General features: G+C 53.6%; 13 protein-coding genes. All 13 read left to right on the top strand.

The window, feature by feature from the left end:
- Positions 1-11 precede the first annotated feature (11 nt).
- On the top strand, positions 12-1,301 hold the full coding sequence (pilO2, locus tag BPRO_RS27240) for a type 4b pilus protein PilO2 (RefSeq protein WP_011486283.1): 1,290 nt from the start codon (positions 12-14) through the stop codon (positions 1,299-1,301).
- Entirely contained in the window at positions 1,288-1,902 is a 615-nt protein-coding gene (gene pilP, locus BPRO_RS27235; RefSeq protein WP_011486282.1) for a type IV pilus biogenesis protein PilP, read from the top strand. Before pilO2 ends, pilP begins: the two co-directional genes overlap by 14 nt.
- 16 nt (positions 1,903-1,918) lie before the next feature.
- The gene (locus tag BPRO_RS27230; RefSeq protein ID WP_011486281.1) at positions 1,919-3,481 is read left to right on the top strand and encodes a GspE/PulE family protein; all 1,563 of its coding nucleotides are present in this window, start codon (positions 1,919-1,921) and stop codon (positions 3,479-3,481) included.
- Positions 3,471-4,544 carry a type II secretion system F family protein gene (locus BPRO_RS27225; protein ID WP_011486280.1) on the top strand — a complete coding sequence of 358 codons (1,074 nt, stop codon included), beginning with the start codon at positions 3,471-3,473 and terminating at the stop codon, positions 4,542-4,544. Before BPRO_RS27230 ends, BPRO_RS27225 begins: the two co-directional genes overlap by 11 nt.
- 46 nt (positions 4,545-4,590) lie before the next feature.
- Positions 4,591-5,118: a type 4 pilus major pilin gene (locus tag BPRO_RS27220; RefSeq protein WP_232291612.1), complete on the top strand. Its 528-nt coding sequence runs from the start codon at positions 4,591-4,593 to the stop codon at positions 5,116-5,118.
- A gap of 8 nt (positions 5,119-5,126) precedes the next feature.
- A complete protein-coding gene (locus BPRO_RS27215; protein WP_011486278.1) occupies positions 5,127-6,083 on the top strand; it encodes an ATPase, T2SS/T4P/T4SS family in 957 nt (318 codons plus the stop codon).
- Between the two features lie 2 nt (positions 6,084-6,085).
- Positions 6,086-6,532, top strand: coding sequence for a type IV pilus biogenesis protein PilM (gene pilM / locus BPRO_RS28285; RefSeq protein WP_011486277.1), 447 nt, complete (start codon positions 6,086-6,088; stop codon positions 6,530-6,532).
- Positions 6,533-6,534: 2 nt separating this feature from the next.
- Complete coding sequence (locus BPRO_RS27205; RefSeq protein WP_011486276.1) at positions 6,535-7,644, top strand: type IV pilus twitching motility protein PilT; 1,110 nt, start codon at positions 6,535-6,537, stop codon at positions 7,642-7,644.
- 3 nt (positions 7,645-7,647) lie between these two features.
- Positions 7,648-9,234 carry a shufflon system plasmid conjugative transfer pilus tip adhesin PilV gene (pilV, locus tag BPRO_RS27200; RefSeq protein ID WP_041390690.1) on the top strand — a complete coding sequence of 529 codons (1,587 nt, stop codon included), beginning with the start codon at positions 7,648-7,650 and terminating at the stop codon, positions 9,232-9,234.
- 480 nt (positions 9,235-9,714) lie between these two features.
- Positions 9,715-10,461 carry a class I SAM-dependent methyltransferase gene (locus BPRO_RS27190; RefSeq protein ID WP_011486274.1) on the top strand — a complete coding sequence of 249 codons (747 nt, stop codon included), beginning with the start codon at positions 9,715-9,717 and terminating at the stop codon, positions 10,459-10,461.
- 167 nt (positions 10,462-10,628) lie between these two features.
- Positions 10,629-12,485 (top strand): hypothetical protein, encoded by a 1,857-nt coding sequence (locus BPRO_RS27185; protein ID WP_011486273.1) that lies wholly within the window; start codon positions 10,629-10,631, stop codon positions 12,483-12,485.
- 23 nt (positions 12,486-12,508) lie between these two features.
- Positions 12,509-13,465 carry a glycosyltransferase gene (locus tag BPRO_RS27180; protein WP_011486272.1) on the top strand — a complete coding sequence of 319 codons (957 nt, stop codon included), beginning with the start codon at positions 12,509-12,511 and terminating at the stop codon, positions 13,463-13,465.
- Positions 13,465-13,884: a GtrA family protein gene (locus tag BPRO_RS27175; protein WP_041390684.1), complete on the top strand. Its 420-nt coding sequence runs from the start codon at positions 13,465-13,467 to the stop codon at positions 13,882-13,884. Before BPRO_RS27180 ends, BPRO_RS27175 begins: the two co-directional genes overlap by 1 nt.
- Position 13,885 lies beyond the last annotated feature (1 nt).

Here is a 13,885-nt window from a genome sequence, read left to right as displayed (position 1 = left end):
TAGAACCGACCATGAGAATCATTGAATTCACCCTGGGCAAGAGAAAGCTGGAATTGGTTGCTGGGCTCGTCTGGCACCCGCTTCACAACGCTGGCGGAGCACGCTCAAAGGAGATCCGACATTTCGCGGATGAATCGGAATTCGACTTCAAGGTTCTCAGAGGTTCCGAGTCCCCTCATGTTGGCTTTGCGCGTCGCAGTGACGGTGCAAAATCCGGCCAGATTTCGGCCGCGGCTCTCATTGCGGACATCGTTGGTGCGAATGACGCCCATCGTAATTTTCTGGTCGCCATCCCAATTCCGGACGATAAGGATCAGTACCTTCGTGTTGTATCGCATGCGGGCGTCATCTTGGCCGATGGTGACGCAGTTGGGACTCGTGACGAAATTCGGGTACGACTCAGTGAAGATTTCGCCTATGGCAACTGGGATGCAATCGTCTGCCCTGGTGATTGGAACATCCCGAACTCTGAAGAGCGTGGGTTTGATGACTTCTTCAATGAGGCGAACCTAAAAAAGCCTCGCCGGTGGGCGTTAAGCGATGTCTCGCTACGCATTAAGAAGTTTCTGGTTCCAACTTTGCTCCTTCTCGCCTTGCTTTTTGGCGGGTTGTATGGATTTCGTCTCTGGAACTTGAAAAAGATCGCCGCTGCTGAAGCCCTTCGCCTTCAAAATGAAGAGGTCATGCGCGGCCAACGCCCAACGGCTGCCGCACCGGTCAAACCGTGGCCAACTATGCCGCTCCCTGGGCCCTTTGCTGCAGCTTGCCAAGTGGCTTCGGCCAAGGCCGGATACACATTGGGTAATTGGAGCTTTGCATCGAAGGTGTGCTCTTCGGATGGTCTTGAGGCCACCTGGACTCGCTCTAGCCAATATGCGTGGATTAGCCATCTCAAGCTGATTCGACCGGAAGCGCAACTGTCTTCAGATGGGAATACCGCCTCTGTGTCGGTTCCATTCACCGTGGCGGGACCGAACGACTTTACGGAGCAACTGCCCAACCAACAAGACGCCGTGCTCCGGATGATCGACCTCTCTTCGAGGTATGGCGTTGCAGTAAAGATTGACACGCCAGTCGAGCCAGAACCGCCTAAAACCCTACCTGGCCAGCAGGGGGCGGTGCCTTCGACCCAACCCCCACCGTGGACTGCACTGCCAATTGAGTTCAAAACCGGCATCGGGCCAGTTGAAATGGCCTCGCTTATCAATTCACCTGGACTCCGGATCCAGAAGATCACCTACAGCGTCGTATCTGGCGCATTTCAGTACTCACTTTCGGGGGTTCAGTATGTTCAGCGTTAAAAGTCTATTCCTCACTTCCCTTGTCGCGGCAAGCACATTCACCGTGCAAGCACAAAACCAGGTGCCAGCTACGCCGGCCCAGGCGCAGCCAGCGGCGGCGGCAGCGGCGCCTCAAGCTGCAACCTTGTCCTTGCCATCCTCATCCATAAGCGCCACCAGCGCTGCGGAAATTCAGCGCATTACCGAGGAAATGACGGTCCTGAATGCGCGCTTGAGCCAGTTGGAACTCAAGACGAAGATCGCGGCCAAGCAAAAAGAGCTTTCAACACTTGACACCGGCTCCTACTCGTCGCCCCTCGGCAGCGCTGCGGGCTCGCCATCGGTAGTCTCTGTTGCAGGGCTCAAGGGCCAGCTTGAAGCTGTCCTTGTGTTTCCCGGCAACCAGGTGCAGCGCGTCAAGTCAGGCGATGTTATTGGTGACCGTAGGGTTGCCTCAGTCGCCCTCAATGAGGTGGTGCTGACTGACTTGAAGGGGAAAAACATCCAGCGCCTGGCGTTCGGGTCGAGTGCGGTCACGAAGGACTCCAGCTCTACGGCCGGTACCAACACTTTGCCAGGGCAGCTTGGGCAGTTTCCTCCAGTCCCCTCCATGCAGCGATAACCGACAGGGATCACCTATGTTGACACTGGCTAAATCACCTGGACAAATGGCACCCACTGCCATAAAGCCTATCTCTGCATCGGCAGATCTGAACAAACTGGTCTATTTTGATCGGGAAGCCGGTCGGCTTCTGGTGTCGAAGGATCACTTCTTCAATGCGACTGTTCGTAGCTACACCGAGCGCGTAAAGGGCGAGTGCGCCAAGGGTGGTCTACCACCTCCGGTGGTGCAGCAAGTCGCGATGGACGTCATTGCAAAGATGCATCACGACAATTCGCACGCTGATGAGTTCGTCGCGCAAGCAAGTGAGATGCAGAAGGCTGCCAAGACGGTGTTCAAAAAGGCGGTGGAGCGCCGGGCATCGGATATTCACATTCGAGTCTTCAACAAAGGTGGCACGAAGGTATTCTTCCGAATTCACAACGATTTGCATCTTGTGCAAGAAGACACTGCGACTTGGGGCCACCTCATGTGTTCCGCTATTTACACGTCGATGTGTGACGTCGCAGATGCGACATTTGACGTGAACAATCGTCAAGATGCGCGCATCTCTGAGCGGGACAAACTTCCCCCGGGCCTGGACGGCATTCGGGTAGCTACCACGCCGCAGGTTGACGGCAATGTCATGGTACTTCGCCTGCTCTATAACGACGCGGATAAGTCGACTGATATATGTGCCCTTGGATATGAGCCGCAACAGAAGGCCCAGGTTGATTCCATGAAGCGCAGGCCCACGGGGATCAACATTATTTCCGGGCCTACTGGTTCGGGCAAATCCACCACTCTGCAGCGAACCCTTCTGTCAATCCATTCGGAGTGCAATGGGCAAAAGCACATCATCACAGTAGAAGACCCGCCTGAATACCCGATGCCAGGCATCGTGCAGACGCCAGTCGCTAATGCTGAAACCGAAGAAGACCGGTCAAATGCTTTTCAGGCCGCGATCAAAGCAACCATGCGGCTTGACCCGAATATCATCATGATCGGTGAGATGCGCGATACGCCCTCAGTGCAACTCGCCGTAAGAGCAGCAATGACTGGCCATCAGGTCTGGTCCACGGTTCACGCCAACAATGCCTTTGCGATCATCGACCGCATGGTGGACTTGGGCGTTTCGTTGAACATCATGGCGGATCCGTCCATTGTCACGGGCATGATTTGTCAGAGGTTACTGAAAGTTCTTTGCCCTCACTGCAAGAAGCCATTGAGAGAGGTCATTGACAACTTCAGCCACGAAGATCAGATGCGTGTGATGGGGTCAATCGACGTGGCAAGTGCCCAGGTGCATGTGGCAGGCACCGACTGTGAACACTGTTCGGGAAGTGGCGTAGCTGGCCGCACAGTGGTTGCCGAAGTCGTCGTGCCCGATCACAAACTCATGGATCTCATTCGTAAAGGGGATCGGCAATTAGCAATCGATTATTGGCGGTCCACTGGCGGCAGCTCAATGTTGGAGCAGGCGATCATCAAGATCAACAGGGGACTAGTTGACCCGTTTCGGGCTGAGGAGGAGGTTGGACCGTTGAATCTGCTCCCGGAGCCGGCGCTAGGGCGGGAGGTTGCATCCCATGAATCTTGAGCAGCTCAGCATCGACTTTGCGCGGTTCCAGTTCCGGAATGATGCCAAAGCACGCCAACGGCTATGGAAAAAAATGTCCAAGCTGCTTGGCGACGGCATTTCGATTATTCCGGCCTTGCAGGAGCTCAAGGCCCTGAATAAACCCACGTCCCCGCTCGCTCTTGCGCTGGCTGACTGGATCCGTGGGCTGAACAATGGGCGCAAGATTTCTGATGTCGTCAGGCCCTGGGTTTCTACTGAGGAATACATGCTGATCGTAGCTGGGGAACAGTCGGGCAAGCTCAGTGATTCCCTTCTTTCTGTCGTGAGGGTGTCTAAGGCCAAATTGGAAATACGCACTGCCGTTGTAAGTGGCATTGCATATCCAGCATTTCTGGCCGTCTTGTCATTTGGCATTCTCTATCTGTTTGCCTTCAAGATCATCCCAGCATTTACCAAAGCTGCGAAGTCTGATTCATGGTTCGGTGCGGCCCGGCTCATGATTGACGTGTCATCGTTTGTTCAGAACTGGCTCGTCTGGATGGTAATTTTGCTCATCATTATTACGATCGCCTTCTTCGTCTCACTTCCTCTGTGGAATTCATCGCTGCGCACCAAGCTGGATCGTTATCCGCCCTACAGCATTTACCGCGTTATGCAGGGCTCCTCCTGGTTGATCGCGCTTTCGGCGCTTGTCCAGGCCGGCACGCGCGTTGAGTCGGCCATTGAGCAACTAGGCCAAGGCGCCTCTGCGTGGGCTGCAACCAGGTCGGCAGCTGCGCTGAAGGGACTCCGTGCAGGTCGCGACCTTGGTGAGTCGCTACAGAAATCTGGATATGAGTTCCCTGACAGGGAAATTATTTCAGACATACGCATCTACGCAACCAAGTCGGGATTCGATGAAGCTTTGCGCATCATCGGGAACGACTGGATCACAGAGTCGGTTGAGCGTATTCAGGCCCTGATGAAGATCATATTTGGTATTGCACTGATGCTCGTCGGTTCGCTTATTGCGTTTGTGGTGTCTGGCCTCATTGCGATGCAACTTCAGCTGACGCAGTTGCTGCAGCGAGGCGTTCATTAATGGATTTTGTTTGTTTTTTAACCCGGAGGTAACTATGAAAGTGTCTATGAAATCCGTTTCCAAATTCAAATCCCAGGCAGGTCTTACCCTCATCGAGCTGATTGCCTCGCTGGCAATTTTGGCGCTCGTCATTGGCGGTTCCCTTTCACTGTACTCAAGCGCAACAAGCAGCCAGGGATCGACCCAAATGACGTCAGAGCTCAGTGCGATTCGTGCGGCAACAAAATCGCTGTTCTACGGCCAGGGCGGGTACGGTACCGCGAACTTGAATCAGGTATTGGTTAGCGCCAATAAGGTGCCATCGACCATTGTGGTTACGGCGGGTACGCCGCCCACCCTTACCAACAGCCAAAACGGTACCGTCTCGGTGGTTGGCGCCACCGCGAACTTCTCGATCACTACCACCAGCGTGCCAACTGACATTTGCACCAGCGTGCTGTCTACGACTGCTGGTTGGGTTTCAGTGAAAGTCGGTTCTCAGGCGGCGATTACCTCATTCCCCGTTGGACCCGCCACCGCTTCGACCCAATGTGCAGCTGCTGCGACGCAGACTCTTGTCTTTACTTCTGCCTAATTGTTGTCATGCCTCTCAAAGATCTAGTTTTTTCTGACGTCTATTTGGGCACCGATGGATCTGCATGGTTGTCGGGGGTTCCCAACACCTCTGATCCCATCGCGCCCGGGGAGGAGCATCTTGGAGAGGTTAAAACACTGCGGCATGCGTGCGAGGAGTACTTCGAGAAGAATCCAGATCGTGAGGACTTCCCGCTCCGTCATTGCGACATAAGCTATCGCGTTTCGGTGATGAAGACGATTCGGGAGATGGTGTTTGTCCTGCGTCGTATTGGCGACAAAATCCAGAAGCTTGCAGAGCTGGGTATTCCTCCTGCCTTTCTTCAGATGATGCTTGAGCCCAACATGAAGGGGCTTTTCATCATCAGTGGCACCTTTGGCCATGGGAAAACGACCACCGCCTCGTCCTTCGTAGAGGCTAGGATCTCCCAGTTTGGGGGGGTGGCTGTCACTATTGAGGACCCCCCGGAAATGCCTTTGCACGGCCGCCATGGTGAAGGTGTCTGCTTTCAGACCCCGGTGGAGCGGGGCGGGTTTGGTTACGCCTGCCGGCAAGCTGCTCGATGGGCGCCGTCCGTCATATTTCTTGGCGAGATTCGAGATTCTGAGACTGCCATTGAGGCGCTACGGGCGTCCATTAATGGCAAGCTGGTGATCTGTACCGCACACTCCGACAATCCAGCGATGGCCATTGAAAGGGTGTTCGCTCTTGCAAACGGAGGTTCCGATGGAGGCTCCTCCGATGACGTGCTGTCGATGCTCGCAACAGGCATCACTGCGGTCCTTCACCAACGCCTTGAGAAGGTGGGTTCAAGAAAGAAGTTGATGGTCGAGCCCCTCTTTATGACAGCAGAGGATGGACCAGGAGCCCGCGGCATGATCCGGCAGCGACGATTTGAGCAGTTGAAGTCAGTGACGCAGCTCCAGAAAAATAGGATGCTCGTATCAGGTCAACGTAAGGCCTGATTATGCCGCTGCTAGTGACGACGTTTTTCATATCCATGATGGCTCTTCTGGTCGCCATCCATGTGCCTGAGCAAGACAAACAGTTCATGTCAGCAAAGGCCGATGTTGCGGCAACTGATGTTCTTGCCTATCGAGAAGAGCTTATTAATTTTATCAATTCAAATGCCGGCTTTTCGGGTGCTGTCAGTGATAGCCAGATCACCCCTCTCTGGGGGCATCAGCGAAGGACCAATTGGTCCAACATCGTTTCAAACGGAACAATGTTTGTCTATGAAGTCACTCCATCACCGGAGGCATTACTGCTCGACAAGATTTACCGAAAGACGGCGCGATCATTCATGGTGGGGCGCAATTCATCAGGCACTTTGGTAAGCGCCAATGGCCTTTCGACGGGAATCACTATTCCTGCTTCGGTCCCGAACGGTTCAATTGTCATTGTTGGAAAGTAAACATGGATCACGATATTCCTACAGATACCGCTGCCGCCGCGGCCACAATTCGAGCAATTCTCACCGTGGTCGACAGCAAAATGCCTTTTAGCGACATTCTTGTGGCTGCTGATGAACCCGTTATGCTTCGCAACGCCAGCGGATGGACCCCGTTCCCTGACAGTGCGTATTCCAATGACGATATCGAGTTCATTCTGACTTCCATGGAGCCAGACTGGTCGACCCACCTTATTAATGGTGGCTTCAGCCGTCCGTATCTGGTTGGCGATTGGCGCTTGCGCGTGACTGCGTACTTGGCCGGCCGCGGTAATAAGAAAATGCTCTCCATACGGAGAACACCTGTAGTCCCCATGCCGCTTGAAAAGACGGGTCTTTCCCCGTCCGTGAAGTTGATGGTGGAGAACCCTAAGGGTTTGATCTTGCTTTCCGGGCCCACTGGCTCCGGCAAGACAACCACCATGGCTGCGCTCATCGACTACATCAACACCACTAGAAACGCTCATGTGGTTACGATCGAAGATCCGATTGAATACGAGTTCGTTCGCAACAATTCGGTTTTTTCACAGCGCGAAGTTGGTGTCGATACACCATCTTTTTTTGAGGGCGTTCGTGGGGCAATGCGTCAACGGCCGGACGTGATCGTCATCGGTGAAATTCGTGACCGAGATACAGCTGAAAATGCAATTCTCGCCGGTGAATCTGGACATCTCGTGATAGCAACCCTGCACGCCAGTTCTGCCTATGGGGCAGTGCAGAAACTGGTCTCTTTTTTCCCTGGCGAAGAATTGGCCAGGACTGCCAGCCTGGCCACCTCCTTAATGGGCGTTGTGCACCATGCAATCGTCCCCACGGTCGATAAATTGACCGGCGTATTGGCCTCCGAGCTCCTGTTCAACCATCATCAAGCGTTTTCAACAATCCTTGCCGATTCGCACAAAGTACAGATGGAGCTTGAGGATCCGAAAGACAAGATTTCCCGTTCCATGGCCGCAAGCCTGGTTGATTTGGTCAAGGCGGCAAAGATTTCCAAATCTGAAGCGTTGAGAAGCGTTGCGGGGCAGGGTGCGGTCTGGAAGCAAGTGAACGAGCGTTTGAATACCGTAAAGGCGTGAGCTATGTCAATTGTTCATAAACCGAAGTCGCAGCGTGGCCTTACTCTCCTTGAGGTCATCGTCAGTTTGGCCATTATGTCGTCCGCTTCTATTGGCCTGTATGCAGTCGCTGATCAGTTTTCCAATGACACCAAGGTTACCGTGGCTGCGAGTCAGGTCAAAGCCTTCGGCGACGCCGCGCGCGCATACATCAAGGACAACTACGCGGCCATCCAGGCGGTCGCCACGCCAACGACACCAGCGCTTATTGACGTTTCGACGCTCATCGCCGCAGGGAACCTGACGACGGGATTCCTGGCCACCAATGCCTACAGCCAGAGCATGTGTGCATTGGTCCTTGAGCCAACCGCCAACCGCTTGCAGGCAATGGTAGTGAGTGAAGGTGGGCAGACCATTGACGACCTTTCATTGGGCAGCTTGGCGGCTGTTATCGGCGGCAGTGGTGGCGGAACCTACGCTTCCGATCCGTCCACTATTCGCGGTGCAGTCGGAGGTTGGGCCATTGCTACGGCAACCTTTGACAACCTCGTCAACAACGTGAACCGCAAGTGCGATGGCACTGCCGGTAACGTCCGGGTTGCAGCTGGTCGCCCGGCGATGGCGCTGTGGTTTGAGAACGGTGATACGTCGTCAGCGTTCTTGGCTCGCGACCCTATACCTGGTCGCCCGGAGCTGAACCAGATGAACACACCCATCGTGATGAACTCGGTTCAGACAGTAAACGCCGCATGCTCTAGCGTCGGTGCCATTGCACAGGATGGTGCCGGCGGCATTTTGAGTTGCCAGGGCGGGGTGTGGAAGGCCCCTGGCGATGGCAAGTGTGTTTCCACGTCGGCGGACCTAAATAATTTACAAACTGATGGCCGATGCTACAACGGAGTGGCGCTACCCAACTCACCAGCAGGCGGGGACTGGGTTTTCGTGGAGGTCTATCGACATATCAACAGCGCTAACTATTACGTTGCTCAGAGGGTGGTCGGCATGACTGGCGCCGCGGTGGGCAGGGTGTGGCAACGCAATCAGCAGTCAGGAACGCAAGCTGGGGGGTGGAGCGCCTGGGTGCAGCAGGCCGATCCAAGTATCAATATCGCTAATAACCAAATTCTTGGCTCGGGCTCGCAAGGTTCTTATGGCGCGACGACGGTATCGGGGCAGAAAAACGGATGGACTGGTCTTGAGTTCCGCGATTCGAGCGGAAACTATCAGATCAACCAGATGACAAACCGCAGCAACATGGGTTACTACGATGCGGCGACGGGCCGCTGGTTGAGTTATTCGGATACCCAAGGAAACCTGACGCTTGATCAAACCGGCGACTTAGGTTCTGGCCGCCTCAATCCTGGGTGGGCCGTGGAGACTTGGGGATGCGCTACGGGTCAGATAGCCAAAGCAGCCTATACCCTCTCCGATGGCTGGGCTTGGAACGGGAAAACTCTGAGTTGTGTAAACGGTCTGTGGAAAGCTGCCGGTGGAACTCAGTTGTATGTTTGCCCTCCTTACTCCGTCCGCTGGTCGGATCAGCCATGGGTGAGTACGCGGAATTATGTGAGCAGCTATGACATCGGCTTTGCCTGGTGTGCGCCGCTATGAACATGATGGGCTCGTGCTGTGCGGATGGTTACCTATTAAATGCCGGGGCATCGGCGAGGTAACCCGACCCCAATTGCCTAGAAAAGGTGCAGAGTTTGTCCGCAGGCGTGCAATTCGGCGATTGCTATCTTTTCAAGTCGATACGATCAGGTATCCCACCTTGTTTAATGTGGGGACGTTCCACCCAACCAAGTTTTGAAACACTTTTGGAGTCGTGGCTTCATGAAATTGGCATCGGAAGTTCTGTACGGCACCAGAGAAGAACTCATCGCGTATCTGAGTTCTTGGGGTTTGACCTGCCACGACACAGAGTCTGATATCGAGTTGCGGTTAGCAGCACAAAAGAACTTTCAGCTCGAGGGCCCTGGCGTCGGTCCCATACGGGCACTGCAGGATGCACGTCAGGTCCTGCACGTTGCAGGGCAAACATAGCCAAATCCGGATCCCCTTATTAATAGCCGATCAGCAGCAAGATAGTTTATGACGCTCAGTACATCTCTAATCCTTTCCGGCACTTTGAGAATGGCCAAGCAATTGAAACCTCGCGGCTCCATCAAGCATTTGGATATTGGCTCAGGTCATGGCGATCTGATTCAATTGCTAAGGGAAGCTGAATTCATTAACAAATCGAGCGCGTGTGACTATACTGATAGTCTGATGAAGCTTGACGACATCAAAGTGACCGAGGTTAATCTAAATGAGCATGGGTTACCGTACCAAGACGGAGCCTTTGATTTGGTGACTTGCACCGAGGTAATCGAACATCTAGAGCATTACAGAAAAACAATACGCGAAATTTATCGCGTGTTAGAGCCTGCTGGAGTTGTTGTGATATCAACGCCTAATGTTTTGAATTTGAAGTCAAGGATTAGATTTTTAATCTTTGGGTTTTTTAATCTCTTTGGGCCACTGCATATAAAAGAGAGTGAACTCCACACCACTGGCGGTCATATAAATCCAGTTTCTCTTTTTTACTTGACTCACTCACTATTAGACGCTGGTTTCGAGAAAATTGCGCTAACCATCGACAAGCGTCAAGGCACATCGAAACTTTGGCTTTTGTTCCTTTATGTTCCCATCAAAATTTTCTCCAAGCTTACAGCCAGAAAAGAAAAGTCGCGCTACAAAACCATTGACATTCACAACGAGTATTTTGTGCGGCAAATAAATTTCTTGGATGTACTGCTTGGGAGAACAATCATTGTGGGTGGCATTAAGCCGGCCTGAAGTTTCATTACCTCAGCGGTGGAACCGGTTGAATCAACCAGGGCCAGTTCTCACGCCTCATAAAAATCACCCAGGCCACATCGCGCTATGCCGAGCGGGATGTCCATTGGGTTCGTTGTCTGCTTCTGGCCGTTTAGGGCGTGGAAGGAAAGCATCAGGAAGTTGTCATGGGATTTTTCTCTAAGCTCCGTTCGCGGCTGACGGGCTGTCTGGATCATGCGTCGGCACCGTGTTGGGCTGCTGTCGCCGTTCCCCTTTTGTTTGCGCTGGCTTCCGTATTTGTGATCGGCCAGGATGCGAACTGGGATCTGCTTAACTATCACCTCTATAACGCATATGCGCTGCTCAATGGCCGCGTCGGGATTGACCTAGCACCAGCCGCTATGCAGAGCTATTTCAATCCGGTGCTGGATCTGCCGTATTTTCTGATGATTCAGCACTGGCCGCCTCGTGCAATAGCCTTCGCGATGGGCTTGTTTCACGGCCTTAATTTTGTGTTTTTGCTTCTGATTGTGAAGCCTTTTGTTGAGCGTGCGAAACACCCCAACGCGACGGTGATTCTGCTCGCGCTGGCCGGGTGCCTGAGTGCTGTTTTTGTATCGGAACTTGGAAACACCATGGGCGACAACACTTCATCGGTGTTTGTGCTGGCAGGTGTGGCGGTCGCTGTGACCCGATGGGGTGATGTTGTACGTGCGCGCGGACACTACCTGCTGTGGATCATGTTGGCGGGATTGCTGATAGGTATGGGCGCCGGCGCAAAGCTCACAAACGCGGTTTATGCGGTGGCCGGCGCCTTGGCACTTCTGCTGGCCTGTCCCGGCGGCGCAGTTCATCGGTTGCGCGTCGCATCGGCATTCAGCGCGGGCGTTGTGCTGGGTATCGCTTTGACCGGGGGCTACTGGTTTCTCATGCTCTGGGAGCTCTACGGCAATCCGCTGTTCCCGCAGTTCAATACCTATTTCCAGTCGGACATGGCTGGCTCGATCGGTGTGGGCGACACTCGCTGGCGGCCGAAGGGTGTAGCTGAAGCGCTTTTTTTCCCATTTATATTTGCGCTGAATCCAGCGCGGGTTGGTGAGTCGGCGCTTTATCAGATTGCACTGCCTGTGCTGTACTCATTGTTCGCGCTCTGGGCCATCGCAGCAATTCGTACCCGATTTTTCAGCTTATCACCAGCCCGGAATGCTTATGTTTTCCCTCTTGAAGAACCCTCGAGGGCACATTTTCTGCTGGCATTTGCTGCTACAAGTTACCTGACTTGGCTCGGCATTTTCAGCATTCACCGCTACCTGGTGCCGCTGGAAATGATTGCGCCGTTGGCAATCTGGCTTTTGTTGCATCGGCTCTTCAAGCCAGCTTTGGCACAATCGCTTGGCAAAAAGGTACTGCTTTCCTCGGTGATTGTTGTATTGCTATTCCGGACAACATGGGGCAATGTTGGCTTTGGCGAAACCGCTTTCCGGGTTGAGCTGCCGCCGCTGGCTCAACCGGAAAAAACTGCTGTCATGATATTGCAGGGCGGTAAGCATGCCTGGTTGATCCCGTTTTTCCCGCCTGAAATCGAAGTCGCCTCGCTGGCAAGTTTCCCCGAGTCGCCGAAATTTGTGTCCCAGGCCATGCGGATGATCGACAGCCGGTCAGAGAATGCCTATGTTATTTTCGAAGCAAGCAAGGACACACAGCCTGCACAAATCGCAAAAATCAATCGCGTTCTTGCCAGTATGGGTGTGGGCAAGAGCGGTTTCGGCTGCGATGTTGTACGTTGGGGTCTCAAGCGAAATTCCCGCCTGAACGCCAAGATGTCCGACAGCAGCAACGGCGCGTACTGCGGTGTCGTGATGGATTCCGCAGCGCGGCGCGACCTGGCTGAGGAGGACAAGGCCATTGCGCGCGCCAGTGATGAACTTGCAAAAACACGTTACGGCTTGCGCGTCGATCTGGCATCTTGTGTGACGTACCGTGCTTGGGTGGGCAACCACCAGGACGGCTACCAGTACTGCCGTATTTCCCGCCAGTCGTGATTCAGTCTTTTCAAGAGGTCTCTGTGAGTTCTGCCAATCACACCGTTGCCGTCATTCTTCCTGCCTACAACGAAGAGTTGACGATCAGACAGGTCATCCTGGACTTCCATGCTGCGCTGCCTGACGCCACCATATGCGTGATCGACAACAACTCCAGCGACCGTACCTCCGCAATCACTGAAACGACATTTGAAGAGTTGGGCTGCGAGGGGCGGTTGATTCGCGAGTACCGGCAAGGCAAGGGAAATGCATTACGCCGTGCATTTTCCGACGTGGACGCCGACATTTATTTGCTGGCTGACGCCGATCAGACTTATCCGGCATCTCGCGCCGCCGACATGATCGCACCTGTTGCGCTAGGCGAGGCCGACATGGTGGTAGGCGATCGGCATTCGGGTGGGCATTACAAGGACCACAACAAACGCCGCTTTCATGGGTTCGGCAACGATCTTGTCAAAAACATGATCAATTTGTTTTTCCGATCCACTTTGCAGGACATCATGAGCGGGTATCGTGCCTTCAGCCGTACCTTTGTGAAGACCTATCCAGTAATGGTTGCGGGCTTTCAAGTCGAAACTGATATGACCCTGCATGCGCTTGATAAACGTTTTCGCGTTATGGAAATTCCTGTGGAATATGTGGACAGGCCGGCAGGCAGCTTTTCCAAGCTCAACACTTTGGCCGATGGCGCCAAGGTCATTTTTGCAATCTTCCAGATACTGCGCTATTACAAGCCGTTTGCGTTTTTTGGTACGGTTTCCATGCTACTCATGGTGCTCGGTTTTATTGCCGGTTTTCCAGTGTTGGTTGACTGGTTTACGTACCAATATATCTACCATGTCCCGCTGGCGGTGCTTGCTGCGGCGCTGGAAATCGTGGCGGTGATCTTTTGTTTCGTGGCACTGATGCTCGACAGCATCGCGCAGCAGCACAGGATGAGGTACGAACTCATGATCGTGTCCATGACGAATAGAACCTGATGTCCAAGAGCGCACCGGAAAAAAATTCAGGGCGCCAGTTGATGACCTTTCTGGTGGTGGGTGGTTTCGGCTTCGTGGTTGATGCCGGTTTATTCTTTGTCTTCCTGCGGATATTCGGTATCGACATCATGGTCACACGTGCATTGGCCTTCCTTCCCGCAACGCTTGTTACCTGGTGGGCCAACCGGTTATTCACTTTTCGCCCGCCAACCGGCGCCATGGTATTTTTGATGCAGGAATATCTTAGGTATTTGCTGGTGCAGGCCGGAGGCATTGCGATCAATTTTCTGGTTTTTTATCTGATGATCCTCTGGTTTCCAATTGCTATCACTCACACGCTTCTGCCGCTGGCTGTCGGCTCCGTGATTGCATTGCTTTTCAACTTTTCGGGTGCACGATTTCTGGTTTTCAGGCATTGAT

The sequence above is a fragment of the Polaromonas sp. JS666 genome, from assembly GCF_000013865.1.
In the GTDB taxonomy this organism is placed as follows: domain Bacteria; phylum Pseudomonadota; class Gammaproteobacteria; order Burkholderiales; family Burkholderiaceae_C; genus Polaromonas.
Note: the sequence above shows the minus strand (reverse complement) of the source record. Positions and strands in the feature narration are given on the sequence as shown.

What these genes read in the sequence shown, in the direction of transcription:
- BPRO_RS27205 (WP_011486276.1), top strand. Translation starts at nt 6,535, where the DNA reads ATGGATCACGATATTCCTACAGATACCGCTGCCGCCGCGGCCACAATT.
- BPRO_RS27230 (WP_011486281.1), top strand. Translation starts at nt 1,919, where the DNA reads ATGTTGACACTGGCTAAATCACCTGGACAAATGGCACCCACTGCCATA.
- pilP (WP_011486282.1), top strand. Translation starts at nt 1,288, where the DNA reads ATGTTCAGCGTTAAAAGTCTATTCCTCACTTCCCTTGTCGCGGCAAGC.
- BPRO_RS27190 (WP_011486274.1), top strand. Translation starts at nt 9,715, where the DNA reads ATGACGCTCAGTACATCTCTAATCCTTTCCGGCACTTTGAGAATGGCC.
- BPRO_RS27185 (WP_011486273.1), top strand. Translation starts at nt 10,629, where the DNA reads ATGGGATTTTTCTCTAAGCTCCGTTCGCGGCTGACGGGCTGTCTGGAT.
- BPRO_RS27215 (WP_011486278.1), top strand. Translation starts at nt 5,127, where the DNA reads ATGCCTCTCAAAGATCTAGTTTTTTCTGACGTCTATTTGGGCACCGAT.
- pilV (WP_041390690.1), top strand. Translation starts at nt 7,648, where the DNA reads ATGTCAATTGTTCATAAACCGAAGTCGCAGCGTGGCCTTACTCTCCTT.
- BPRO_RS27225 (WP_011486280.1), top strand. Translation starts at nt 3,471, where the DNA reads ATGAATCTTGAGCAGCTCAGCATCGACTTTGCGCGGTTCCAGTTCCGG.
- BPRO_RS27220 (WP_232291612.1), top strand. Translation starts at nt 4,591, where the DNA reads ATGAAATCCGTTTCCAAATTCAAATCCCAGGCAGGTCTTACCCTCATC.
- pilM (WP_011486277.1), top strand. Translation starts at nt 6,086, where the DNA reads ATGCCGCTGCTAGTGACGACGTTTTTCATATCCATGATGGCTCTTCTG.
- BPRO_RS27175 (WP_041390684.1), top strand. Translation starts at nt 13,465, where the DNA reads ATGTCCAAGAGCGCACCGGAAAAAAATTCAGGGCGCCAGTTGATGACC.
- pilO2 (WP_011486283.1), top strand. Translation starts at nt 12, where the DNA reads ATGAGAATCATTGAATTCACCCTGGGCAAGAGAAAGCTGGAATTGGTT.